At 70.5% G+C, this 23,191-nt stretch carries 21 protein-coding genes; 12 read left to right on the plus strand and 9 right to left on the minus strand.

The features are described 5' to 3' along the window. Window positions 1–72 precede the first annotated feature (72 nt). Window positions 73–492, plus strand: coding sequence for a CBS domain-containing protein (locus tag OG758_RS34860; RefSeq protein WP_326713554.1), 420 nt, complete (start codon window positions 73–75; stop codon window positions 490–492). 185 nt (window positions 493–677) lie between these two features. Here OG758_RS34860 and OG758_RS34865 read toward each other — a convergent pair whose 3' ends face one another. Then, window positions 678–1,823 (minus strand): magnesium and cobalt transport protein CorA, encoded by a 1,146-nt coding sequence (locus OG758_RS34865; RefSeq protein WP_326713555.1) that lies wholly within the window; start codon window positions 1,821–1,823, stop codon window positions 678–680. A gap of 165 nt (window positions 1,824–1,988) precedes the next feature. On the opposite strand from OG758_RS34865, the gene OG758_RS34870 reads away from it, so the two are divergent. Further along, entirely contained in the window at window positions 1,989–2,786 is a 798-nt protein-coding gene (locus OG758_RS34870) for a methyltransferase domain-containing protein (RefSeq protein ID WP_326713556.1), read from the plus strand. On the opposite strand, the gene OG758_RS34875 is transcribed toward OG758_RS34870, so the two are convergent. Together OG758_RS34875 and OG758_RS34880 are read right to left on the minus strand one after the other, a co-directional pair. Continuing rightward, window positions 2,783–3,778: a carbohydrate kinase family protein gene (locus OG758_RS34875; RefSeq protein WP_326713557.1), complete on the minus strand. Its 996-nt coding sequence runs from the start codon at window positions 3,776–3,778 to the stop codon at window positions 2,783–2,785. The genes OG758_RS34870 and OG758_RS34875 overlap by 4 nt on opposite strands. After that, window positions 3,775–4,680: a pseudouridine-5'-phosphate glycosidase gene (locus OG758_RS34880; protein WP_326713558.1), complete on the minus strand. Its 906-nt coding sequence runs from the start codon at window positions 4,678–4,680 to the stop codon at window positions 3,775–3,777. The genes OG758_RS34875 and OG758_RS34880 overlap by 4 nt, the downstream gene beginning before the upstream one ends. A 141-nt stretch (window positions 4,681–4,821) precedes the next feature. Between OG758_RS34880 and OG758_RS34885 the strand changes: the two genes are divergently transcribed. After that, window positions 4,822–5,256: a VOC family protein gene (locus OG758_RS34885; RefSeq protein ID WP_326716137.1), complete on the plus strand. Its 435-nt coding sequence runs from the start codon at window positions 4,822–4,824 to the stop codon at window positions 5,254–5,256. 45 nt (window positions 5,257–5,301) lie between these two features. Here the strand turns inward: OG758_RS34885 and OG758_RS34890 are convergent, their stop codons facing one another. After that, window positions 5,302–5,601 (minus strand): GlsB/YeaQ/YmgE family stress response membrane protein, encoded by a 300-nt coding sequence (locus tag OG758_RS34890; RefSeq protein ID WP_266565531.1) that lies wholly within the window; start codon window positions 5,599–5,601, stop codon window positions 5,302–5,304. A 150-nt stretch (window positions 5,602–5,751) separates the two neighbouring features. On the opposite strand from OG758_RS34890, the gene OG758_RS34895 reads away from it, so the two are divergent. After that, the gene (locus tag OG758_RS34895; RefSeq protein WP_266565533.1) at window positions 5,752–6,117 is read left to right on the plus strand and encodes a cupin domain-containing protein; all 366 of its coding nucleotides are present in this window, start codon (window positions 5,752–5,754) and stop codon (window positions 6,115–6,117) included. A 48-nt stretch (window positions 6,118–6,165) separates the two neighbouring features. Here the strand turns inward: OG758_RS34895 and OG758_RS34900 are convergent, their stop codons facing one another. The 3 genes from OG758_RS34900 to OG758_RS34910 all read right to left on the minus strand — a co-directional run bounded on the left by OG758_RS34900 (window position 6,166) and on the right by OG758_RS34910 (window position 9,158). Further along, on the minus strand, window positions 6,166–7,386 hold the full coding sequence (locus OG758_RS34900; RefSeq protein WP_326716138.1) for an MFS transporter: 1,221 nt from the start codon (window positions 7,384–7,386) through the stop codon (window positions 6,166–6,168). A 220-nt stretch (window positions 7,387–7,606) separates the two neighbouring features. Beyond that, window positions 7,607–8,206 (minus strand): methylated-DNA--[protein]-cysteine S-methyltransferase, encoded by a 600-nt coding sequence (locus OG758_RS34905; RefSeq protein WP_326713559.1) that lies wholly within the window; start codon window positions 8,204–8,206, stop codon window positions 7,607–7,609. Between the two features lie 76 nt (window positions 8,207–8,282). Further along, window positions 8,283–9,158, minus strand: coding sequence for a glycerophosphodiester phosphodiesterase (locus OG758_RS34910; RefSeq protein ID WP_382060461.1), 876 nt, complete (start codon window positions 9,156–9,158; stop codon window positions 8,283–8,285). A 285-nt stretch (window positions 9,159–9,443) separates the two neighbouring features. On the opposite strand from OG758_RS34910, the gene OG758_RS34915 reads away from it, so the two are divergent. From OG758_RS34915 to aroQ, 7 genes are all read left to right on the plus strand, one after another. Beyond that, window positions 9,444–10,250 (plus strand): MHYT domain-containing protein, encoded by an 807-nt coding sequence (locus tag OG758_RS34915; protein WP_326713560.1) that lies wholly within the window; start codon window positions 9,444–9,446, stop codon window positions 10,248–10,250. A gap of 40 nt (window positions 10,251–10,290) precedes the next feature. After that, window positions 10,291–12,438 (plus strand): excinuclease ABC subunit UvrB, encoded by a 2,148-nt coding sequence (uvrB, locus tag OG758_RS34920; protein WP_326713561.1) that lies wholly within the window; start codon window positions 10,291–10,293, stop codon window positions 12,436–12,438. A gap of 180 nt (window positions 12,439–12,618) precedes the next feature. Then, window positions 12,619–13,221: a TerD family protein gene (locus OG758_RS34925; RefSeq protein WP_227294093.1), complete on the plus strand. Its 603-nt coding sequence runs from the start codon at window positions 12,619–12,621 to the stop codon at window positions 13,219–13,221. A gap of 48 nt (window positions 13,222–13,269) precedes the next feature. After that, on the plus strand, window positions 13,270–15,264 hold the full coding sequence (locus tag OG758_RS34930; RefSeq protein WP_326713562.1) for a TerD family protein: 1,995 nt from the start codon (window positions 13,270–13,272) through the stop codon (window positions 15,262–15,264). A gap of 243 nt (window positions 15,265–15,507) precedes the next feature. Continuing rightward, a complete protein-coding gene (locus OG758_RS34935; protein WP_326713563.1) occupies window positions 15,508–16,524 on the plus strand; it encodes a TerC family protein in 1,017 nt (338 codons plus the stop codon). Window positions 16,525–16,719: 195 nt separating this feature from the next. After that, window positions 16,720–17,820: a calcium:proton antiporter gene (locus OG758_RS34940; RefSeq protein WP_326713564.1), complete on the plus strand. Its 1,101-nt coding sequence runs from the start codon at window positions 16,720–16,722 to the stop codon at window positions 17,818–17,820. 85 nt (window positions 17,821–17,905) lie between these two features. Next, window positions 17,906–18,379, plus strand: a complete 474-nt coding sequence (gene aroQ / locus OG758_RS34945) for a type II 3-dehydroquinate dehydratase (protein ID WP_326713565.1) — start codon at window positions 17,906–17,908, stop codon at window positions 18,377–18,379. Window positions 18,380–18,436: 57 nt separating this feature from the next. Here the strand turns inward: aroQ and OG758_RS34950 are convergent, their stop codons facing one another. Then, complete coding sequence (locus tag OG758_RS34950; protein ID WP_326713566.1) at window positions 18,437–19,093, minus strand: MBL fold metallo-hydrolase; 657 nt, start codon at window positions 19,091–19,093, stop codon at window positions 18,437–18,439. Between the two features lie 9 nt (window positions 19,094–19,102). Continuing rightward, window positions 19,103–19,792, minus strand: coding sequence for a maleylpyruvate isomerase family mycothiol-dependent enzyme (locus OG758_RS34955; RefSeq protein WP_326713567.1), 690 nt, complete (start codon window positions 19,790–19,792; stop codon window positions 19,103–19,105). A 221-nt stretch (window positions 19,793–20,013) separates the two neighbouring features. On the opposite strand from OG758_RS34955, the gene uvrA reads away from it, so the two are divergent. After that, window positions 20,014–23,079 carry an excinuclease ABC subunit UvrA gene (gene uvrA, locus OG758_RS34960; RefSeq protein WP_326713568.1) on the plus strand — a complete coding sequence of 1,022 codons (3,066 nt, stop codon included), beginning with the start codon at window positions 20,014–20,016 and terminating at the stop codon, window positions 23,077–23,079. The last annotated feature ends 112 nt before the right edge of the window (window positions 23,080–23,191 follow it).

Below are 23,191 nucleotides of genomic sequence, written 5' to 3' on the forward strand. Positions count from 1 at the left end.
GGGAAGAATGAAGGGCGCCGGGACCTGCGGCGCGACCGTGCTGCGCCGGCCACCGGCACCGGGAGGTACCCCATGACCACCGCCGGAGACATCATGCACCGCGGTGCGCAGTGGATCCCCGCTCACGAGACCCTGGACCGCGCGGCGCAGCTCATGCGGCAGCTGAACGTGGGCGCGCTGCCCATCAGCGACGAGAACGAACGCCTCTGCGGGATTCTCACGGACCGCGACATCGTGGTCGGCTGCGTGGCGATGGGCCACGACCCCTCCAAGATCACCGCGGGTGACCTCGCGCAGGGGACGCCCCGCTGGATCGACTCGGGCGCCGACGTCGACGAGGTCCTCCAGGAGATGAAGGGCCACCAGATCCGCCGGCTCCCCGTCATAGAGGACAAGCGCCTCGTCGGCATGATCAGCGAGGCCGACCTCGCGGCGCACCTGTCCGACGACCAGATGTCGGCCTGGGTCGAGAGCGTCTACGCCAGGAGCTGACCCTGGAGGGCACGATCCGGCGGGCCGCTTCCCTAGGAGCGGCCCGCCACCACGCAGTACGGCCCGGCACCACGTAGTACGGTCTGCCACCACATAGGTACGGCCTGCTATCACGTAATACGGTCTGCCACTACGTAGGTACGGCCTGCCGCCACGTGGAACGGCCCGCCGTCCGTCCTGCGGGCTCAGAGCCACCCGTTGCGCCGGAAGGCGCGGTGCAGGACGAAACAGATGCTCGCGATCACGCCCAGGAACAGCGGGTACCCGAACTGCCAGTGCAACTCCGGCATGTGGTCGAAGTTCATTCCGTACACGCCGCAGCCCATCGTCGGCACGGCCACGACCGCGGCCCAGGCCGTGATCTTGCGCATGTCCTCGTTCTGAGAGACCGTCACCTGCGCGAGATGGGCCTGAAGGATCGAGTTCAGCAGCTCGTCGAAGGCCGCTATCTGTTCGGCGGCCCTCAGCAGATGGTCGGAGACGTCCCGGAAGTACGCCTGTATCTCCGGCGCCACCACCTGGAAGGGGCGGCCCGCGAGCTCCTCTATCGGCCGGGCGAGCGGCACCACGGCCCGCTTCAGCTCGAGCAGCTCACGCTTGAGCTGGTAGATCCGGCCCGGGTCGGCGCGCGCCCCGTCCTCGGTGAACACATCCGCCTCGACCTGGTCGATGTCCGACTGGACGGCGTCGATCACGGTGAGATAGTCGTCCACCACGTGGTCGGCGATCGCGTGCAGCACGGCGGCCGGGCCCTTGGCGAGCTGCCCCGGGTCCGCCTCCAGGCTCTCGCGCACCGGTCCGAGCGAGCCGTGCCTCCCGTGCCGCACGGTGATCACGAAGTCCCGGCCGACGAACACCATGATCTCGCCGGTGTCGACGACCTCGCTGGTCGCGGTCAGCTCCGCGTGCTCCACGTAACAGACGGTCTTGAACACGGCGAACAGCGTCTGGCCGTACCGCTCGACCTTCGGCCGCTGGTGCGCGTGCACCGCGTCCTCGACGGCCAGCGGGTGCAGGTCGAACAGCTCGGCGATGTCCGCGAACTCCATCTCCGTCGGCTCGTGCAGCCCCAGCCAGACGAAGCCGTCGTCGGACTTGCGGACCCGGTCGACCGCGTCCACCAGATCGCGCCCGGCCTGCTCGCGGACCCCGTCCCGGTACGTCACGCACTTGACGACCGCCGAACCCAGCGGCGAGCGGGAGGGGTGGCTGAGGTCGACGCGGGGGTGCCGCCGCGCCAGGCGCGCCACTCTTCTCAGGCCTCCGACCTTGCGCAGGTCGGACACCTTCCGGAGATCTCCGACCTTCCGCAGGTTGCCTGCCATCGACATGTGGGGCTCCTCGCGCGGCTTGACGTCGTGTTTCGGTGACTCGGCGGGCCAGTCTGCCAGCTCACGGCGACAACGCCCACGGCCCCTGGGGGAACGGAACGCTCCCCTTCGGAACGCGCGGAACCGCTTCCCGGGACCGGGCCGGACAACTGGGATGATCGCGGCATGACGCGAGACGAGGGCTATCTCCTGGACAACCGGCAGCAAGAGGCGGGCCGGCGCTTCGACGCCTTCTCGACCCTCTTCGACCCCACGACGTTCCGGCACATCGAACGGCTCGGCATCGGCCCCGGCTGGCGCTGCTGGGAGGTCGGCGCGGGCGGCACCTCCGTGGTCTCCTGGCTCGCCAAGAAGGTCGGCCCCACCGGGAAGGTTCTCGCGACCGACATCGACACCACGTGGCAGACGTCCGCCGCCCGTTCCCCCGTCGAGGTCCGCCGTCACGACGTGGCCGCCGACGAGCCGCCCACCGAGGGATTCGACCTGGTTCACGCCCGGCTCGTCCTGGTCCATGTGCCCGACAGGGAGCGGGCGTTGGAGTCCATGCTGCGCGCGCTGCGGCCCGGCGGACGGCTGCTCGTCGAGGACGCCGACCCCGCACTCCAGCCGCTGGCCTGCCCCGACGAGCACGGCCCCGCCGAGGAGCTGGCGAACCGGCTGCGCCGCGGCTTCCGCGAGCTGCTCGCGGAGCGCGGCGCCGACCTGTCGTACGGCCGCAGGCTGCCGAGGCTGCTGCGGGAGGCCGGCCTGCAGCAGGTGGAGGCCGACGCGTACTTCCCGCTGGCGTCCGAGGCGTGCGGGGCCCTGGAGACGGCCACGTTCCAGCAGATTCGCGAATCCCTGGTCCGCGCGGGGCACGCCACGGACGAGGAGATCGACCACCACCTGGCCGACGTCGCGACCGGCACGATGGACCTGGCGACGGCACCGCTGATCTCGGCGTGGGGACGGAAGCGGGCCTAAGACTTCTGCCCTTGGCGGGGGTCATGGGCCCGGTCGCTCTCAGAGGACGGGTCCGGGTCTTCTCCCGCGGGGGTTGCGGGGCCGGGTCGCTCTCGGCGCGGCGGAGGTCGGCCGCCCACCCGCGCCACCGCCAGCGCCCCCGCGCGGCACCCCTCCGTCGCCGCCTCCGGTGGCCCCGCGCCCCGCAGCCGTGCGGCGAGGAACGCGCCGGTGAATGCGTCGCCCGCCCCGGTGGAGTCCCGCGCCACCGCCGACACCGACGGCACGCGCGCGCGTACCGCCCCGCCCTGCGCCACCACCGCTCCCGCGACCCCCGACGTGACGACGACCAGCGGGAACCGTCCGCTGAGCTTCGCCGCCGCGTCCTCCGCGCCCCCGGCGCCGCTCAGCAGCTCCGCCTCGTCCCGGCTGGGCAGCAGGATCTCCACGCCCTCCGCGAGCGCCAGGAACCGGTCGGGTCCCAGCTCTGTGAGGAAGCCGGCCGACGCGGGATCGACACTCACCGGCACCCCACGCGCGCATGCCGAGCGCAGCGCCGCCGCGACCAGAGCGCGCCCCTCGGCGGAGAAGAACAGATACCCGGACAGATGCAGCCACGCGACCCCGTCCAGCAGGTCCGCGGACCAGTCGGCGGGGGAGAGGCGCAGCGAGGCCCCGCTGTCCGTGAGGAACGTCCGCTCGGCGCCGGCGCCCGTGTCGACCAGTGAGATCACCGTGCCGGTCGCCGCCTCGGGGTCGACGGCGAGCAGGGGACGCACCCCCGCGCGCGTGAGCGCCTCCTCGTGCCAGGCCACCGAGTCGGCGCCGACCCGCCCGAGCAGGGCCACGTCAGAACAGCTCGAGTAGGCCGCCCAGCACGCCACGTTCGCCCCCGCGCCACCCGGCAGCGTACGGATCTCCGCCGCCGTGTCCGTGCCCGCCGCGAGCGGGGCGTCGTGCCGGGCCACGATGTCCGTGATGACGTCCCCGACGACCAGGAGGGTTCCGCTCACGGCCGCGTCCAGGCCGCCGCGATGCGCGCCGCGAGCCGTACGTTGCCGCGTACCGCCGCGAGGTTGGCCTCCAGCGAGGCGCCGTCCGTGTGCCGAACCAGGTAGTCAAGGAGGAACGGCGTGACCGCCTGCCCCGTGATGGCCTCCGCGTCGCACGCCCGCAGCGCATCGTCGAGCACGCCCGCGTGGAGCGCGGGATCGAGCTGCTCCGCCTCGGGCACCGGATTCGCCACGATCAGCGCGGCCTCGGGCCCGCCCAGCGCGTCCTGAGCCCGCATCACCCCGGCCACCTCGGCCGGATCGCCCAGCGTCCAGTCGACCGGATGGCCCGAGTCGGAGAGGTAGAAGCCCGGGAAGCGGCCGGTCCCGTACCCGGCCACCGACACACCCAGGGTCTCCAGCCGCTGAAGGGTCGCCGGTACGTCCAGGATCGACTTGACGCCCGCGCACACCACGGTGATCCGCGTCCGCGCGAGCAGCCCGAGGTCTGCCGACTCGTCCTGCGTCTCGGTCCACCGCCGGTGCACGCCGCCGAGCCCACCCGTCGCGAACACCCGTACCCCTGCGCGTGCCGCGAGCAGCGCTGTCGCCGACACGGTCGTGGCTCCGCTCGCCCCCGTCGCCACGGCGAGCGGCAGATCACGGTGGCTCAGCTTGCGGATGCCGTTCTCCGTCGCGACCCGCTCCACCTGGCCCTTGTCCAGGCCGACATGGGGCCGTCCGTCCAGAACGGCGATCGTCGCGGGCACCGCGCCCTCGGCGCGCACCAGCTCTTCGAGTTCGAGCGCCACCCGCAGATTGCGCGGGCGCGGCAGCCCGTGCGCGATGATCGTCGACTCCAGGGCAACGACCGGCCGGCCCGCGGCCACCGCTTCCCGCACCTCATCGGACACCAGCACCACGCGCCTGCCTCCTGCCTGTCGGGTCTCCCCTCATCCATGGCGAGCGGCGCGCACGCCCAAACCCCCGCGGCATGACGGTGAACACTTGCGGCGGGACGGCAGGCCGAGCAGCCTGAGCGCATGACGGACAACTCTGAGCGCATGACGGACAACACGGCACGCCTCGACCATGTCGTCCTCTGGGTCAGCGACCCGGTGGCCGCGGCGCACTTCTACGAGCAGGCGGTCGGCCTCGAACCTCTCAGGGTCGCCGAGTTCAAGGAGGGCGCGGTTTCGTTCCCCTCGGTGCGGGTCAACGAGGAGACCATCCTCGACCTCGCGCCGCTGACGATGGCGCCCCGTATGAACATGGTGCCGGGCGGCGGCAAGAGCGCCGGTCATCCGGTCAACCATGTGTGCATCGCCCTCACCGAACGCGGCTACGACAGCCTGCGTGCCCGTCTCGAGGAGCGCGAGGTGCCGGTCTCGGACCACGGCCGCCATTCGTACGGCGCCCGCGGCCCGGCCGTCCGCAGCTTCTACTTCCGCGACCCCGACGGAAACGTCTTCGAAGCGCGCTATTACGAAGAGGGCTGAAGCCCGATGCCTGGTATGGGGCCCTGCTTGTACGGCGGTTGGTGTTCAGCGGTGTGCGCGGCCCCATGAGCGGCGCCGCGACCGGCCGCCCGTCCGGCCACGGTCGAGCAGTGCCACACCCAGGGCGGCCAGACCGATCTGGATCAGCCACTCCACCCAGTCGATCCCCTTGGTGTCCGCGACACCGATGCCCGCGGCGATGGCCGAGCCGAGCAGCGCGGCCACGATGCCGACGACGACCGTCGCCAGGATGCCGATGCGCTGACGGCCCGGCAGGGCGAGCCGGCCCAGGACGCCGATGACGATGCCGATCACGATCGCGCTGATGACGCCGGAAATCTCCATGTCTCCACGACTCCCTAGAACCCGGGCACGCGGCGCCCGGGACGTTGTCTCCAGGTCCCTTCCCCTTGACGAGCCGTCCAGTCCGGGCCGCGACCGACGTACGGGTCGTCCAGTGAACAGAGGGGTCCGCGCTGCCTAGAGTGACCGTTCATGACCACGAACGATCAGACCACTGCTTCTTTTGCCGTACACATCCCGGACGTTGCACTCGAACCGGAGCCCCTCGATCCGGAGCAGATCGTCTCGGGCGACCCCGTCGTCACGGGCAAGGTGCTCTGGGAGTCCGCCGACGGCAAGCAGCTGCGGGGCATCTGGCAGATCACGCCGGGCGTGGTCACGGACACCGAGGCGAACGAGCTGTTCGTGGTCGTCTCCGGCCGCGCCACGGTCGAGGTCGAGGGCGGGCAGACTCTGGAGGTGGGCCCCGGCGACGCGGCGGTCCTGCGCGAGGGCGACCGTACGACGTGGACCGTGCACGAGACCCTGCGGAAGGCGTACCACATCACGCTGCCCTGACCGGCGTCCTGTCGGCCGCGGTCACCGGCCGGGGGCACGCCGCCCTGGTCATCTGATCGCCGGCCGCCTGCTGAAGAGGGTGAGCGCGGCGAGCGGCAGCAGGAGGCAGGCCGCGGCCAGGTTGAGCCAGGCGTAGCTCGCCGTCGCGACGACCAGGCCCGCTGCCGCGCCGCCGACGCCGGCCGCCGTGTTCATGGTCAGGTCGGACAGGCCCTGTGCGGCGGCCCGCGCGGCCTGCGGCACCGAGTCGGTCAGCAGGGCCGAACCGGAGACGAGGCCTGCGGACCAGCCGAGCCCCAGGACGAACAGGCCCGCGGCGGTCTGCCCGTGGTTGCCGCCCGCCGTGCCCGCGAGCAGCGCCGCACAGGCGAGCAGACCCACGGCGAGGCCGATCACGGAGAGCCGCCCGAGTCGGTCCGACAGCCGTCCCATCACCGGCGAGAACGCGTACATGCCCGCGATGTGTCCGCTGATGACCAGGCCGATGAGGTCGATGCTCGCGCCGTGACGACCGAGGTCGACCGGCGTCATCGACATGATCGACACCATCGCGGTGTGCGAGACGGCGACGGTCACGAGGGCGAGCCGGGCCCGCGGCGACGCGGCGACTGCGGCGAACCCGGCCCTGATCGACCGCGCTCCGGCCGACTTCTCCTCCTCGGGAGCCAGGGCGCGGGCGGTCAGGAGCGGGTCGGGACGCAGCAGGACCTGCACCATGACGGCCGAGACGAGGAAGACCCCGGCCGCCCATAGGAAGGGCCCCGCCGCCGCGGGGATGCCGAGCCCGGCGACGCTGCGGCCCGCGGGCGCCGCGATGTTGGGCCCGAGCACCGCGCCGATCGTGGTGGCCCACACGACGTTCGAGATCGCCCGCGCCCGGCGCTGCGGCTCGGCCAGATCGGCGGCCGCGAACCGCGCTTGGAGATTGGCCGACGAGGCGGCGCCGAACCCGGCCATGCCGACGAGCAGCAGCGGGAAGCTCCCCACCGCGGCGGCCAGCACGACGACCCCGGCTCCCAACGCGCCGATCAGATACGCGAGGACGAGCCCGGGCCGCCGCCCCCGCGCCGTCATCAGGGCGGCGAGCGGAACGGACAGCAGGGCGGTCCCGGCGACCGTCGCGGTCGGTGCGAGCCCGGACAGCGCCTCGTCCCCGCTGACCTGCTTGGCGAGCACGGCGGCGAGCGCGATGCCGGTGGCGACACCGAGGCCGCCGAGTATCTGGCTCGCGACGAGCACGGCGGTGACACGGCGGCGCAGCCCGGCCATGTCCTCGGGCGTCACGGGGACGGAAGGCCGGCGGCGTGCGGTGGAATCGGGTATGAGCACCGGCGCAGTGTGCCAGCCGACACCCACCCGCGAACACCGGGCATCCCCGCGCGGCCCGGTGCCGGCCCGGCGCCTGGGGCTCAAAACGGTGGTTCCCGCGCTTCGGAACAGCCGCTCCTGTGCCTCGGAACAGCGGCTCGGGAACAGCGGCTCCCGTGTCTCAGAACAGCGGCTGCGGAAGGACCCCTTCCAGCGCGAGCAGCTGCCGCTTCGTCTCCAGGCCGCCGCCGAATCCGCCGATGCCGCCGTCGCTCTCCACGACGCGGTGGCACGGCACCACGACCGGCAGCGGATTGGCCCCCATGGCCACGCCCACCGCCTGCGCCGCCCGCGGCTGCCCGACGCGGCCCGCCAGATCGCCGTAACCGACGACCGTGCCGAACGGGACGCCGGACGCCAGCTCGCGAAGGACCTGCCGGTTGAACCCGGAGATCAGCGACCAGTCGAGCGGCAGCTCGAAGTCGCGCCGCTCACCGGCGAAGTAGGCCTTCAGCTGACGTATGGGCTCGGCCAGGAGCGGCGAGTCCGGGGCCTCCACCGGATCGGTCCCGAGGCGGGAACCGAGCCGCTCGACCGCCCGATCCCGCACGGCGGGGGAGGCGTGGAAGACGACATTCACCAGGCCGGCGTCCGTCGCGGCGAGGAGCAGCGGGCCGATGTCCGTGTCGACGACGGCCCAGACGACCGTGAGCCCGGCCCCGTCCCCGGCCCTGCTCCCGGCGGCGCTGTCCCCAGCGGATTTCTGCCCAGTGGCGTTCATGCCGACCACCGTACGGGGAGCCACTGACAACGGCCCGCGCCGTCCGCCGGCCTCGCCTCCCCCGGCCCGCCGTCGGCTACTGGCCGCCGCCCACCGCCTTGCGCACGACATCCGGGAAGTTGCTGATGATGCCGTCCACGCCGAGACCGGCCATGCGCCGCGCGGTCGCCGCGTCGTTCACGGTCCAGGTGAAGAGCTGGAGGCGCTTGCCGTGCGGGCCCTTGAAGGCGTGCGCCGAGGCGACGTACCGCTGCGAGATCGTGCCGTAGCTGGGGTGGATCCGGTCGGCGAACCGGGCGTACCGGGGCAGGTCGCTCACGGCGGGAGTACCGAGGAAGCCCGTCGTGATGTCGGGGCGGAGCGCGTGCACGGTCCGTACGCTGTTGGCGCTGAAGCTCTGGATCACCAGGCGGTTCCTGATGTGATCGCGGTTGAGCCAGCCCTCCTTGCCGAGCACGCGCAGGATGTCCGTCTCGATGCCCGGGTAGAGTTCCGGGTTCTTGACCTCCATGAGGAGCTTCTGGTGGTTGTGGTCGACCCGGTCCAGGTACTGGGTGAGGGTCGGGACACGGGAACCCTTGAACTTGGCGCCCTTCCAGCGGCCGGCGTCGAGCTTGGCGATCTCCGCGGCGGTGAAGTCGCGGACGTTGTACGGAGCGCGGCCGGGGAACACCTGCTCCACGTTCGTGGTGCGTGCCAGATTCGTGTCGTGGATGACGACGAGCCGGCCGTCCTTGGTGCGCTGCACATCGTTCTCGACCCAGTCGAAGCCGAGCTTGTCTGCGTTGTCGATGGCTTGCAGGGTGTTCTCGGGTGCGTACCCGGAGGCGCCGCGGTGTGCGACGACCACGGGCGCGTTGTTCCGCGGGGCCGCATCGGAGGCGGTTGGGAGGACCAGGACGCCGACGAATCCCACCAGGGTGGCGATCGCGGTGGCTGCGCGTGCGGACACGTGTACTCCTCGCGTCGAGGGGTCAAGGCTGAGACGACGGTGACAGTCGGTTGCCAACGGAAGACACGTGAAGGATGGCCACACACTGAACGGAGTGGTGGGAGGACGTGCACCCCGCGGGCGGGTGTCGTGAGGCTTTGCCGGAAAATCGGTCAGACGTTCCTGCGGGAGCCTTAATCTCTGGTCCAATCGCGGTCGCTCCGGCAGCCGCTGCCAGGGGTGCAAACGGAACGCATCAGGAACATCAGAAACATCAGGAACATCAGGGCGGAAGGGCTGCGGCGGATGCAGGGCACGGTCGACGGATTCAGCTATGGACTGGTCACGCCGCTGGTGGCGTTCTTCATGGCCTGCCTCGGCGGGGCGCTGGGTCTGCGCTGCACCACAAGGTCACTGCTCGTCACCCAGTCCTGGCGGCCCGGCTGGCTCGCGCTCGGCTCGGCGGCGATCGGGTCCGGGATCTGGACGATGCACTTCATCGCGATGATGGGCTTCCGCGTGCAGGGCACCCCGATCCACTACGACAAACTGACGACGTTCGCGAGCCTGGGCGTCGCCATCGTCATGGTCGGAGTCGGGATCTTCATCGTCGGCTACCGGGGTGCGACGGGAACGGCCCTGTTCACCGGCGGCACGGTCACCGGTCTGGGCGTCGCGTCGATGCACTACCTCGGCATGGCCGGTATGCGCCTACACGGGACGCTTCAGTACAACACCTTCACCGTCGGCGTCTCCGTAGTGATCGCCATGGCCGCCGCCACCACCGCGCTCTGGGCCGCGGTCCAGGTCAGGGGGTTCATCTGGAGCGTCGGCGCGAGCCTTGTCATGGGTCTCGCGGTGACCGGCATGCACTACACCGGAATGGCCGCCCTCAGCGTCCACGCGCACGGAAGCGGCGGCACCCCTGCCGGTGACACCCCCGCCGAACTCCTCGCGCCCCTGATGATCGGCCCCCTGTGCTTCCTGCTCCTGGCCGGCGTCGTGGTGGTGTTCGACCCGATGATGATGACGGGCAGGCCCGACCGGCGGGACGTCGTCGAGGCCGCGAGCAGGGCGGGCCGGACCGTGCGCCCGCTGCGACGGGCGGGCTGATCCGGCCCCGTTGTCAGTGCGGGGTCGTACGGTGGATTCCATGCGGCCCGTATCCAAGATCGAACGCACGGTGGCGCCTTTCGAGGTCGTCAGTCCCTACCAGCCAAGCGGCGACCAGCCGGCAGCCATCGCCGACCTGGAGCGGCGCATCACCGCAGGTGAGAAGGATGTCGTCCTCCTCGGTGCGACCGGAACAGGTAAGTCCGCCACCACCGCGTGGATGATCGAGAAGCTTCAGCGCCCCACCCTCGTGATGGCGCCGAACAAGACGCTGGCCGCCCAGCTGGCCAACGAGTTCCGCGAGCTGCTGCCGAACAACGCGGTCGAGTACTTCGTCTCGTACTACGACTACTACCAGCCCGAGGCGTACGTCCCGCAGTCGGACACCTACATCGAGAAGGACTCCTCGATCAACGAGGAGGTGGAGCGCCTGCGCCACTCCGCGACGAACTCGCTGATCACCCGGCGGGACGTCGTCGTGGTCGCCTCCGTGTCGTGCATCTACGGCCTGGGCACGCCGCAGGAGTACGTCGACCGCATGGTGTCGCTCAAGGTCGGCGACGAGATCGACCGGGACGATCTGCTGCGCCGCTTCGTCGACATCCAGTACACGCGCAACGACGTGGCCTTCAGCCGCGGCACGTTCCGCGTCCGCGGCGACACCATCGAGATCTTCCCGGTCTACGAGGAGCTCGCCGTCCGCATCGAGATGTTCGGCGACGAGATCGAGTCCCTCTCCACCCTCCACCCCCTCACCGGCGAGGTCATCAGCGACGACGAGTCGCTGTACGTCTTCCCGGCCACGCACTACGTTGCGGGCCCCGAGCGCCTGGAGCGCGCGGCGAACGACATCGAGAAGGAGCTCGGGGAGCGCCTCGCGGAGCTGGAGAAGCAGGGCAAGATGCTCGAGGCCCAGCGGCTGCGCATGCGCACCACGTACGACCTCGAGATGCTCCGTCAGATCGGCTCCTGCTCCGGCGTGGAGAACTACTCGATGCACTTCGACGGCCGGTCGCCCGGCTCCCCGCCGAACACGCTGCTCGACTACTTCCCGGACGACTTCCTCCTCGTCATCGACGAGTCGCATGTCACCGTGCCGCAGATCGGCGCCATGTACGAGGGCGACGCCTCCCGTAAGCGCACCCTCGTCGACCACGGCTTCCGGCTCCCGTCCGCCCTGGACAACCGCCCCCTCAAGTGGGAGGAGTTCCAGGAGCGCATCGGCCAGACCGTGTACCTGTCGGCCACCCCGGGCAAGTACGAGCTCGCGCGGGGCGACGGCTTCGTGGAACAGATCATCCGCCCCACGGGCCTCATCGACCCCGAGGTCGTGGTCAAGCCCACCGAGGGCCAGATCGACGACCTGGTGCACGAGATCCGCAAGCGCACCGAGAAGGACGAGCGTGTCCTCGTCACCACGCTCACCAAGAAGATGGCCGAGGACCTCACCGAGTACTTCCTGGAGCTCGGCATCCAGGTGCGCTACCTGCACAGCGACGTCGACACGCTGCGTCGCGTCGAGCTGCTGCGCGAACTGCGCGCGGGTGAGTACGACGTCCTCGTCGGCATCAACCTGCTCCGTGAGGGCCTCGACCTGCCCGAGGTCTCCCTGGTGGCGATCCTCGACGCCGACAAGGAGGGCTTCCTGCGCTCCGGCACCTCCCTGATCCAGACCATCGGCCGCGCCGCGCGCAACGTGTCGGGCCAGGTCCATATGTACGCGGACAAGATCACCCCGGCGATGGAGAAGGCCATTGACGAGACCAATCGGCGCCGGGAGAAGCAGATCGCGTACAACAGGGAAAAGGGGATCGACCCTCAGCCGCTCCGCAAGAAGATCAACGACATCGTCGCGTCCATCGCGCGCGAGGACGTCGACACCGAGGAACTCCTCGGCTCCGGGTACCGCAAGGGCGCGAAGGACGGCAAGGGTGCCAAGGCGCCCGTGCCCGCGCTCGCCAAGGCGGGCGCCAAGAAGACCGGCGGCAAGGCCACGAAGGGCAAGGCGGCACAGACGGTCCCCACCGACCGTCCCGCAGCCGAACTCGCCGAGCAGATCGAGGAGTTGACCGACCGTATGCGGGCGGCCGCCGCGGATCTCCAGTTCGAGATCGCCGCGCGGCTGCGTGACGAGGTGTCGGAGATGAAGAAGGAGCTGCGCCAGATGAAGGAGGCCGGGCTGGCCTGACGCCCCCCGCGCACCGCACGCCCCACGGCATGCCGGACGGATTCGGCATGCCGCACGGTGTGTTGCAACACCGACACAAAGTCCTTTCCTGTGTGCGGCGTTGTCAGTGGCCCTGCGTAGGGTTTTCCCTCAACCGCCCGGACGGGCGGTTGAGAGCACAGTTCGAGAGGGGACGGACGCGTGACGGCCAACTTTTCCAAGGGTCCTGGTGTCAACCTGAGCAAGGGCCAGGCGATCAGCCTGCAGAAGCAGGACGGGGGCACCCTGACGGCCGTCCGGATGGGGCTCGGCTGGCAGGCCGCCCCCCGCCGCGGCCTCTTCGGGTCCCGCACGCGGGAGATCGACCTCGACGCCTCGGCGGTCCTGTTCGCGGACAAGCAGCCGGTGGACGTCGTCTTCTTCCGCCACCTCGTCAGCGACGACGGCTCCGTGCGCCACACCGGTGACAACCTGGTCGGCGGCGCCGGCCAGGGCGGCGACGACGAGGCGATCCTCGTCGACCTCCAGCGCGTCCCGGTCCACATCGACCAGATCGTCTTCACGGTGAACTCCTTCACCGGCCAGACCTTCCAGGAGGTGCAGAACGCGTTCTGCCGCCTGGTCGACGAGACCAACGGCCAGGAGCTGGCCCGCTACACGCTCGACGGCGGCGGCCAGTACACCGCCCAGATCATGGCGAAGGTGCACCGCGCGGGCGCCGGCTGGCAGATGACCGCACTGGGCTCGCCGGCCAACGGCCGCACGTTCCAGGACCTCATGCCGGCGATCCTGCCGGGCCTGTGAGGTAGCGGGAACACAGGAACAGAGGGACGGGACGAGGGGGAGAAGGCGATGACGGCCGAGCTGGTCCGGGGGCAGAACCACCCCCTCACCCAGACCCGTCTGGAGATCCGCGTGTCGGCGGGGGCGCCGGTCGTGGCGGGCGCGACGCTCAGCGACGACGAGGGCAGGGTGCACGGCCGCGACTGGGTCGCACACCCCGGCGCCCCGGCGCTGCCGGGGCTCGAGGTCCCCCGGCAGGCGGCGGCCGACCACCGTCTCGCCGTCGATCTGGACGCCGTGCCCGAGGCCGCCCACCGCGTCAGCGTGCTGCTCGCGCTGCCCACCGGGCCCGGCGACCCCGACCGCTTCGGCGCCGTCGCGGCCCCCTTCGTCGCCGTCACCGGGCTCGACGGCTCCGCGGTCGCCAGCTACACCATCACCGACCTCGACGCCGAGTCCGCCGTCGTAGCCCTGGAGCTGTACCGCCGCCAGGGCGCGTGGAAGGTCCGCGCGGTGGGTCAGGGGTACGCGGGCGGACTCGGCGCACTCCTGACCGACCAGGGGCTTCCCGACGCGAGGGCCCTCGCGGGCGAGATCGGCGAAGCGGTGGCGCGAGGGCTCGCGCGTACGGTGGCGCCGCCTCCGTCCCGGACGGCGGCCTCCGGGGCGAGCACCATGGCGGACGCGACGGGCGCGGCCTCCCATGCCTCATCGCCGGGCACGCACCCGTCCGCCGGTCCGCCCCGCTCCACCCAGCCCCCGCCACCCGCCGAACCTCAGCCGTCCCCGGACCCCCGGCCGGCGCACGAGCCCCAGCCGGCCCGTCCCTCAGGACAGACCGGCCCCGTCAACTACACGCACCCCGGCAGGCAGGCCCCCGCACCGCCCGCCCCCGCGCCCACCGCGCCCCCCGGAGAGCCGGGGCAGCCGGCCGTCCCTGTCGCCGGTGACGCGACCGGCTGGTCCATGGACGAGCGGCTCTACAACCAGGTGTGGGGCATGTTCGAGGACCTGGCCCGCTGCGTCGCCGCGTACCGCAGCGCCGTCGACTTCGCGGACTCCCGTATGGAGCAGGAGCTCGACAAGGCCCTGTCCGACCCGCGCAGCCGGATCGGCGGCCAGGGGGACGCCGCGCGCGAGGCCGCCCGGGCCAAGCACGGACAGCTCGTCGACCGGGCGAGGGAGGCCCTCGACCGTGACCTCGCCCAGCTGGCCGCGGAGTCCGCCGTCGTCGAGCCCGCCCTGCCCCCGGCCTACGCGGGCTGGGACAACCCGGTCTGGCACGCGTACCGCAGCCCCATGGAGATCCCGATGGCCCTGCGCCTGGGCGACCTCCAGCTGCCCGAGTCCCGCAGCGTGGGCCTGCGCATCCCGATGCTCGTGCGGCTGCCCCTGGAGCGCGGCATGTGGATCGACAGCGGCCGCTCCGGGGCGGACGCGCTCACCGAGTCCGACGAGTTGCGCCGCCGCGCCATGCGGAGTGCCGTCGAGCTCGCCGCGCGGCTCCTCGCGGTCTACCCGGCGGGCGAGTTCGCCGTGCATGTGATCGACCCGGCCGGATCGGCCGCGGGGACGCTCGCCCCGCTCGTGCGGGCCGGAGTACTCGTCGCGCCGCCGGCCGCCGGGATGTCCGGCGTCTCCGAGGTGCTCGCCCGGCTCACCCAGCGCGTGGACCTCGTACAGATGGCGGTCCGCGGTGGAGCGGCCGACGCGCTGCCGCCCGACCTGGATACCGCCGAGCAGCTGCTGATCGTCAACGACTTCCCGCACGGCTTCGACGACCGCGCGGTGACCCGGCTGCGCTACCTCGCCGACGAGGGCCCGGCCGTCGGCGTCCACCTCCTGATGGTCGCCGACCGCGAGGACGCCGCCGAGTACGGACCGGTCCTCGACCCGCTCTGGCGGGCGCTGCTCAGGCTCACTCCGGTGCCCGACGACCACCTCGCCGACCCGTGGGTGGGGCATGCGTGGACGTACGAGCCGCCGAATGTCCCGCCCGGCAGCCGGATCCTGGAGCAGGTCCTCGAAGAGGTCGCCAGAGCGCGACGAGAGCAGGGCATCTGACTCCCCCGAGCACTGCTTTTGAACTTATCTTTACCGAACCCTTTACGTTTCATGGGTGTTTCCCGTAGGCTCCGACGAGCGGAGGGGAGTACTCCCGAACGCGGCGTTCCCGTCAATACGGACCGACACCGGTCCCGGGGCGCCGGCCCGAGGCGAGCTGAGGCCGCCCGGGTGGAAGAGACCTCCGGCAGCGACGACGCTGATCAGTAGCCGTACGACGCCGGAGGCGCAGTGGACGTATCGATGACCCTTTGGGTGCTGACCATTCTTGGTCTGGTCGCCCTGATCGCGGTCGACTTCTTCATCGGGCGCAAGCCCCACGACGTATCGATCAAGGAAGCCGGAATCTGGACGGTCGTCTGGATCGTGCTGGCCGCCCTCTTCGGGGTCGGTCTGCTGATCTGGGGGAACTCACAGGCTTCGGGTGAGTTCTTCGCCGGCTTCATCACCGAGAAGTCGCTGAGCGTCGACAACCTCTTCGTCTTCATCCTGATCATGGCGAAGTTCTCGGTGCCGTCCCAGCTCCAGCAGCGCGTCCTGCTGTTCGGTGTGCTGATCGCCCTGGTGCTGCGCGCCATTTTCATCGCGGCCGGTGCCGCCGTCATCGCCAACTTCTCGTGGGTCTTCTACATCTTCGGCGCGTTCCTCATCTACACCGCCTGGAAGCTCATCCAGGAAGCGATGTCGGACGACGAGGAAGACGAGTTCGAGGAGAACCGCCTCCTCAAGTCCATCGAGAAGAAGTTCGGCGTCGCCGACCGGTATCACGGCACGAAGCTGTTCATCCGGGTCAACGGCAAGCGGATCCTGACGCCGCTCATGGTCGTCATGCTCGCGATCGGCACGACCGACGTGCTGTTCGCGATGGACTCGATCCCGGCGATCTTCGGCCTGACCCAGGACCCGTACATCGTCTTCACGGCCAACGCGTTCGCGCTGATGGGTCTGCGCCAGCTGTACTTCCTCATCGGCGGACTCCTCAGGAAGCTGGTCTACCTCAGCTACGGCCTGTCGGTGATCCTCGGCTTCATCGGTGTGAAGCTCGTCCTGCACGCGCTGCACGAGTCCGGGGTGCACGTGCCGGAGATCTCCATCCCGGTCTCCCTGGCCGTCATCTGCGGTGTCCTGGCGATCACCACCATCGCCAGCCTCATCGCCTCCAAGAAGCAGGCGCAGAAGCAGGCCCTCGACGGCGGGGACGACGGCGACCAGGACGGTGACGCGACCGACGGCGCGCGCAAGGACAGCATCAAGGCCTGACCCGTCCGGCACAGAGCCCGGCGAGAGCCCGGCATAAGACCCGGCTCTGAGCCCGGCACAGAGAAGGAGCGCACGGCCGCCGGCCGCGCGCTCCTTCTCCCGTTCGGCTCCACGCACACGCGCTCCCGTTCGGCCCTACGCACACGTGCCCGTCCCGAAGTCGCGGCCCCCGCACCGTCGGTGCACCATCGAGGCATGATCGCTGGGCTTCGGAGACTGGTCACGCAATGGACGGCCGTCGTCCCCGTCCTTGCGGTCGTCCTGCTGGTGTTCACCTGGGGCCGCTCGCTGCCGGGCGCCGTCGTGGCCGTCGTCTCCGTCGTGCTCGCCGCGTCCGTGCTCGCGGCTGTCCACCACGCCGAGGTGGTGGCCCACCGCGTCGGCGAACCCTTCGGCTCTCTCGTACTCGCCGTCGCCGTCACCGTCATCGAAGTGGCGCTGATCGTCACCCTCATGGTCGACGGCGGTGAGAAGGGCGCCACGCTCGCCCGCGACACCGTCTTCGCCGCCGTCATGATCACCTGCAACGGCATCGTCGGACTGAGTCTGCTCGCCGCCGCGTTCCGGCACCGCGTAGCCGTCTTCCAGTCCGAGGGCACCGGCGGCGCGCTCGCCACGGTCGCCACCCTGGCCACGCTCTGCCTGGTCCTGCCGACGTTCACCACGAGCAAGCCGGGCCCGGAGTTCTCCACGTCGCAGCTGATCTTCGCGGCCTCCGCCGCGCTCGTCCTGTACGGGATCTTCGTGGCGACCCAGACAGTGCGGCACCGCGACTACTTCCTGCCGATCACCAAGCAGGGCAACGTCATCGACGGCGACGACCACGCGGACGCGCCCACCACCCGCACCGCCCTGATCAGCCTCGGTTTCCTCGGACTCGCCCTCGTCGCCGTCGTCGGCCTCGCCAAAGGCGTGTCCCCGACGATCGAGTCGGGCGTCGAAGCAGCCGGGATGCCGCATTCCGTCGTCGGCGTGATCATCGCGCTGCTCGTCCTGCTGCCCGAGACGATCGCGGCCCTGCGCGCGGCCCGCCGTGACCGCGTCCAGACGAGCCTCAACCTCGCGCTCGGCTCCGCGATGGCCAGCATCGGACTGACCATCCCGGCCGTCGCCATCGCGTCGTTCTGGCTGTCGGGGCCCCTCGTCCTCGGGCTCGGTGCCACGCAGATGGTGCTGCTGGTCCTGACGATGCTGGTGAGCACGCTGACCGTCGTCCCCGGCCGCGCCACCCCGCTCCAGGGCGGAGTCCACCTCGTGGTGTTCGCCGCGTACGTGGAGCTGGCCGTCACGCCATGACGATCACGGTGATACGGCCGGGCAGCGCCGTGACGCCTCGTGATAGACCGAGGGGGAGCAGCCGCCCGACGCACGGAGGTCCCCTGTGCCCCGCACCCTCGCCAACGCCCCGATCATGGTCCTGAACGGTCCGAACCTGAACCTCCTCGGCCGCCGGCAGCCGGAGATCTACGGGTCCGACACCCTCGCGGATGTCGAGGCCCTGTGCGCCAAGGCCGCGGCCGTGCACGGCGGGAGCGTCGACTTCCGGCAGTCCAACCACGAGGGTGAGCTGGTGGACTGGATCCACGAGGCACGCCAGAACCACGTGGGCATCGTGATCAACCCGGCCGCCTACTCGCATACGTCGGTGGCGATCCTGGACGCCCTCAAAGCCTGTGACGGCCTGCCCGTAGTCGAGGTCCACATCTCCAACATCCACCAGCGCGAGGAGTTCAGGCACCACTCCTACGTGTCCCTCAGGGCCGACGGCGTGATCGCCGGATGCGGGGTCCAGGGATACGCGTTCGCGGTGGAGCGGGTGGCGGCCCTGGCCGAGCCCGGCGTGGCCACGGTCTAGTACCGCCGGACCCTCATGGCCGCGGAGTGAACACGCCCGGCGCGGCCGGGCGTTGACTCACCAGCCGCGCTCGCGCCACTCCGGCAGATGCGGCCGCTCGGCGCCGAGCGTCGTGTCGTTCCCGTGCCCGGGGTAGACCCACGTCTCGTCGGGGAGCCGGCCGAAGATCTTCGACTCGACGTCGTCGATGAGACTCCCGAAGGCCTTCGGGTCCTTCCACGTGTTCCCCACGCCGCCCGGGAACAGGCAGTCCCCGGTGAAGACATGGGGGTGGCCGTGCGGGTCGTCGTAGATGAGGGCGATCGAGCCGGGCGTGTGGCCGACCAGGTGCCGGGCGGTCAGCGAGACCCGACCCACGGTGATCGTGTCCCCGTCCTCGACGAGCACGTCCGTGGGGACGGGGATGCCCTCCGCGTCGTAACGGCCCGCGTACGTACGCGGGCCCGTGACCTCCACGATCCGGGCGAGCGCCTGCCAATGGTCCCCGTGCTGATGCGTCGTGACGACGGACGCGATGCCGTCGTCCCCGATCAGGGTCAGCAGCGTCTCCGCGTCGGCGGCCGCGTCGATGAGGAGCTGCTCGCCGGTGGCACGGCAGCGCAGCAGATACGCGTTGTTGTTCATCGCGCCGACCGCGACCTTGGAGATCATCAGGTTCTGCAGCTCGTGCACATCCGCCGGGCCGCCGACCTTCACCGCTCCGCTGTACGTCATGGACTCAGCCTATAGCGGGGGTACGACAGGCAGCCGTCCGCCTTCGACGGTGAGCCCGGAACCGTCGCGCCGCCCGGAGAGCCAGCCGAGCAGCTCCGGGGCGGGGCCCGCGACACCGACCGGACCCGTCCCGGCGCCGCCGCCCGTCGTCCACACCCGGCCGCCGTCCGACTTGAGGCCGGTCGACGGCATGTCCGGGTGCCCCGCGAAGCGCTCGGCGAGGAAGTCGATCTCCCGCTCGACGAACTCCGCCGGCAGATCCTCCAGGTCGTACCCGATCCCGAGGTCGACGTGGTGCAGGTCGACCTCGCCCCAGCGCCGGAAGGGGATCCGGGAGGCGGAGTCCTTGACGCCGTTGCGCAGCTCGACCGTGCGCGCCCAGTCGGCCGGGACCTCGGCCCGGGCCTCGAATCCGGCGGCGCTGGTCCGCAGGTCCTCGAGCTGCTCGCGCAGGTCGCGCGGCGCGTCCCGCTCGATGTCCGCGTCGCGCGCCCCGGCGCTCGGGTACATGGGCCGGCCCGCGAGCACGTTCGCGAGTGCGTCCGCGTTACGGGCGAGGTGGGCGAGGATGTGGCCCCTGGTCCAGCCGGGAAGCCGTGACGACTCGGCCACAGCCGCGTTGTCCAGCGTGCCGACAGCGGTGAGGAGCCGGTCGGTCGCTTCACGTACAGAGGCCAGGTCGCGCACATGATCGCTCATGACGCAGACGATAGCGCCGCCACTCGATCGGGTGAAGGCGGCCGACCGAGACCCGGAATCGAATGTACGTGCTATAAGCTCCTGAGCGGCATCGGGCATTCTTGGTGGTCCGGGTTTGTTACCAACCATGGAAAACAGTCCATCGCTGACGGTGGCCCCCCTAGTCTCGAAAGACAGGGGCCCCGCCCCTGTTGCTTCTCTCAAGAAAGGTGCGGACCGGCGTGGCCGACCGTCTCATCGTCCGTGGCGCGCGCGAGCACAATCTCCGTAACGTCTCGCTCGACCTTCCGCGCGACTCGCTCATCGTCTTCACGGGTCTGTCGGGGTCCGGCAAGTCGTCGCTCGCCTTCGACACGATCTTCGCCGAGGGGCAGCGGCGGTACGTCGAGTCGCTCTCCTCGTACGCACGTCAGTTCCTCGGCCAGATGGACAAGCCGGACGTCGACTTCATCGAGGGCCTCTCCCCGGCCGTCTCGATCGACCAGAAGTCGACCTCGCGCAACCCGCGCTCCACGGTCGGCACCATCACCGAGGTCTACGACTACCTGCGCCTGCTCTTCGCGCGCATCGGCAAGCCGCACTGTCCCGAGTGCGGCCGTCCCATCTCGCGCCAGTCGCCGCAGGCCATCGTCGACAAGGTCCTCGACCTGCCCGAGGGCAGCCGCTTCCAGGTGCTCTCGCCGCTCGTGCGCGAGCGCAAGGGCGAGTTCGTCGACCTCTTCGCCGACCTTCAGACCAAGGGGTACAGCCGCGCCCGGGTCGACGGGCAGACGATCCAGCTGTCGGAACCACCCACCCTGAAGAAGCAGGAGAAGCACACCATCGAGGTGGTCGTCGACCGCCTCACGGTGAAGGAATCCGCCAAGCGCCGCCTGACCGACTCCGTGGAGACCGCGCTCGGCCTCTCCGGCGGCATGGTCGTGCTCGACTTCGTCGACCTCCCCGAGGACGACCCCGAGCGCGAGCGCATGTACTCGGAGCACCTGTACTGCCCGTACGACGACCTGTCCTTCGAAGAGCTGGAGCCCCGCTCCTTCTCCTTCAACTCGCCCTTCGGCGCCTGCCCGGACTGCACCGGCATCGGCACACGCATGGAGGTCGACCCCGAGCTGATCATCCCGGACGAGGACAAGTCCCTCGACGAGGGCGCCATCCACCCCTGGTCGCACGGGCACACCAAGGACTACTTCGGACGCCTCATCGGCGCCCTCGCGGACGCGTTGGGATTCCGGACCGACATCCCCTTCGCGGGCCTGCCGCAGCGCGCCAAGAAGGCCCTCCTGCACGGCCACAAGACGCAGATCGAGGTCCGCTACCGCAACCGGTACGGCCGCGAGCGGGTCTACACGACCCCCTTCGAAGGCGCCGTCCCGTTCGTCAAGCGGCGCCACAGCGAGGCCGAGAGCGACTCCAGCCGCGAGCGCTTCGAGGGCTACATGCGCGAGGTGCCCTGCCCCACCTGTGAGGGCACGCGCCTCAAGCCGATCGTCCTCGCCGTCACGGTGATGGAGAAGTCGATCGCCGAGGTCTCCGCGATGTCCATCAGTGACTGCGCGGACTTCCTGGGCGAGCTGAAGCTCAACGCGCGCGACAAGAAGATCGCCGAGCGAGTCCTCAAGGAGGTCAACGAGCGGCTGCGGTTCCTCGTCGACGTCGGCCTCGACTACCTCTCGCTCAACCGCGCGGCCGGCACCCTCTCCGGTGGCGAGGCCCAGCGCATCCGCCTCGCCACGCAGATCGGCTCCGGCCTCGTCGGCGTGCTCTACGTCCTGGACGAGCCCTCGATCGGCCTGCACCAGCGCGACAACCACCGCCTGATCGAGACCCTCGTACGGCTGCGCGACATGGGCAACACGCTCATCGTCGTCGAGCACGACGAGGACACCATCAAGGTCGCCGACTGGGTCGTCGACATCGGCCCCGGCGCGGGTGAGCACGGCGGCAAGGTCGTCCACAGCGGCCCCTTGAAGGAGCTGCTCGCCAACGCCGAGTCGATGACCGGCCAGTACCTGTCGGGCAAGAGGTCCATCCCGCTGCCGGACATCCGGCGCCCCGTGGACCCGACGCGCAGGCTGACCGTGCACGGCGCCCGTGAGAACAACCTGCGCGACATCGACGTGTCGTTCCCCCTCGGCGTCCTGACCGCCGTCACCGGTGTCTCCGGTTCCGGCAAGTCGACCCTGGTCAACGACATCCTGTACACGCACCTCGCCCGCGAGCTGAACGGGGCGCGGAACGTTCCCGGTCGGCACACGCGCGTGGAGGGCGACGACCTCGTCGACAAGGTCGTGCACGTCGACCAGTCGCCGATCGGCCGCACGCCGCGCTCGAACCCGGCGACGTACACCGGAGTCTTCGACCACGTCCGCAAGCTGTTCGCCGAGACCACCGAGGCGAAGGTCCGGGGCTACCTGCCGGGACGTTTCTCCTTCAACGTCAAGGGCGGCCGCTGCGAGAACTGCTCCGGCGACGGCACGATCAAGATCGAGATGAACTTCCTGCCGGACGTCTACGTCCCGTGCGAGGTCTGCCACGGAGCGCGCTACAACCGCGAGACGCTGGACGTCCACTACAAGGGCAAGTCCATCGCCGAGGTCCTGGACATGCCCATCGAGGAGGCACTCGGCTTCTTCGAGGCGGTCCCGGGCATCGCCCGCCACCTGCGCACGCTGAACGACGTCGGTCTCGGTTACGTCCGGCTCGGCCAGTCCGCGCCGACCCTCTCCGGAGGCGAGGCCCAGCGCGTGAAGCTGGCGAGCGAGCTGCAGAAGCGGTCCACGGGACGCACCGTCTACGTCCTCGACGAGCCGACCACCGGTTTGCACTTCGAGGACATCAGCAAGCTCATCACCGTCCTGTCGGGCCTTGTCGACAAGGGGAACTCGGTGATCGTCATCGAGCACAACCTCGACGTCATCAAGACCGCCGACTGGGTCGTCGACATGGGCCCCGAGGGCGGTAACGGCGGTGGCCTCGTCGTCGCCGAGGGCACCCCCGAAGAGGTCGCGGGCGAACCGTCCAGCCACACCGGCAAGTTCCTGCGCGACATCCTCGGCGCCGACCGGTTCAGCGACGCGACGGTGCCCGCGGCGCGTACGAAGAAGACGGTGGCGGTGAAGAAGGCCACAGCCGCGAAGAAGACCGTCTCGGCGACGGCTAAGGCCCCGGCGAAGAAGGTTGCCACGGCCAGCACCACGGCGGCCGGGAGGTCGGCCACGAAGGCCGCGGCGAAGAAGCCGGCCGCGAAGAAGACCGCGACCAAGTCCACGCGGGCCCGCCAGGACTGAGCGCGGACGGTCCGCGACCGCACGAAAAACGCCCGGCGCCCCACGGGAACTCCCCGTGGGGCGCCGGGCGTTCATCGCGAGCCCTCCTCGACCGCCTCGAACCCACCCGGCG

The sequence above is a fragment of the Streptomyces sp. NBC_01474 genome, from assembly GCF_035918215.1.
GTDB classification, from domain to species: domain Bacteria; phylum Actinomycetota; class Actinomycetes; order Streptomycetales; family Streptomycetaceae; genus Streptomyces; species Streptomyces aureus.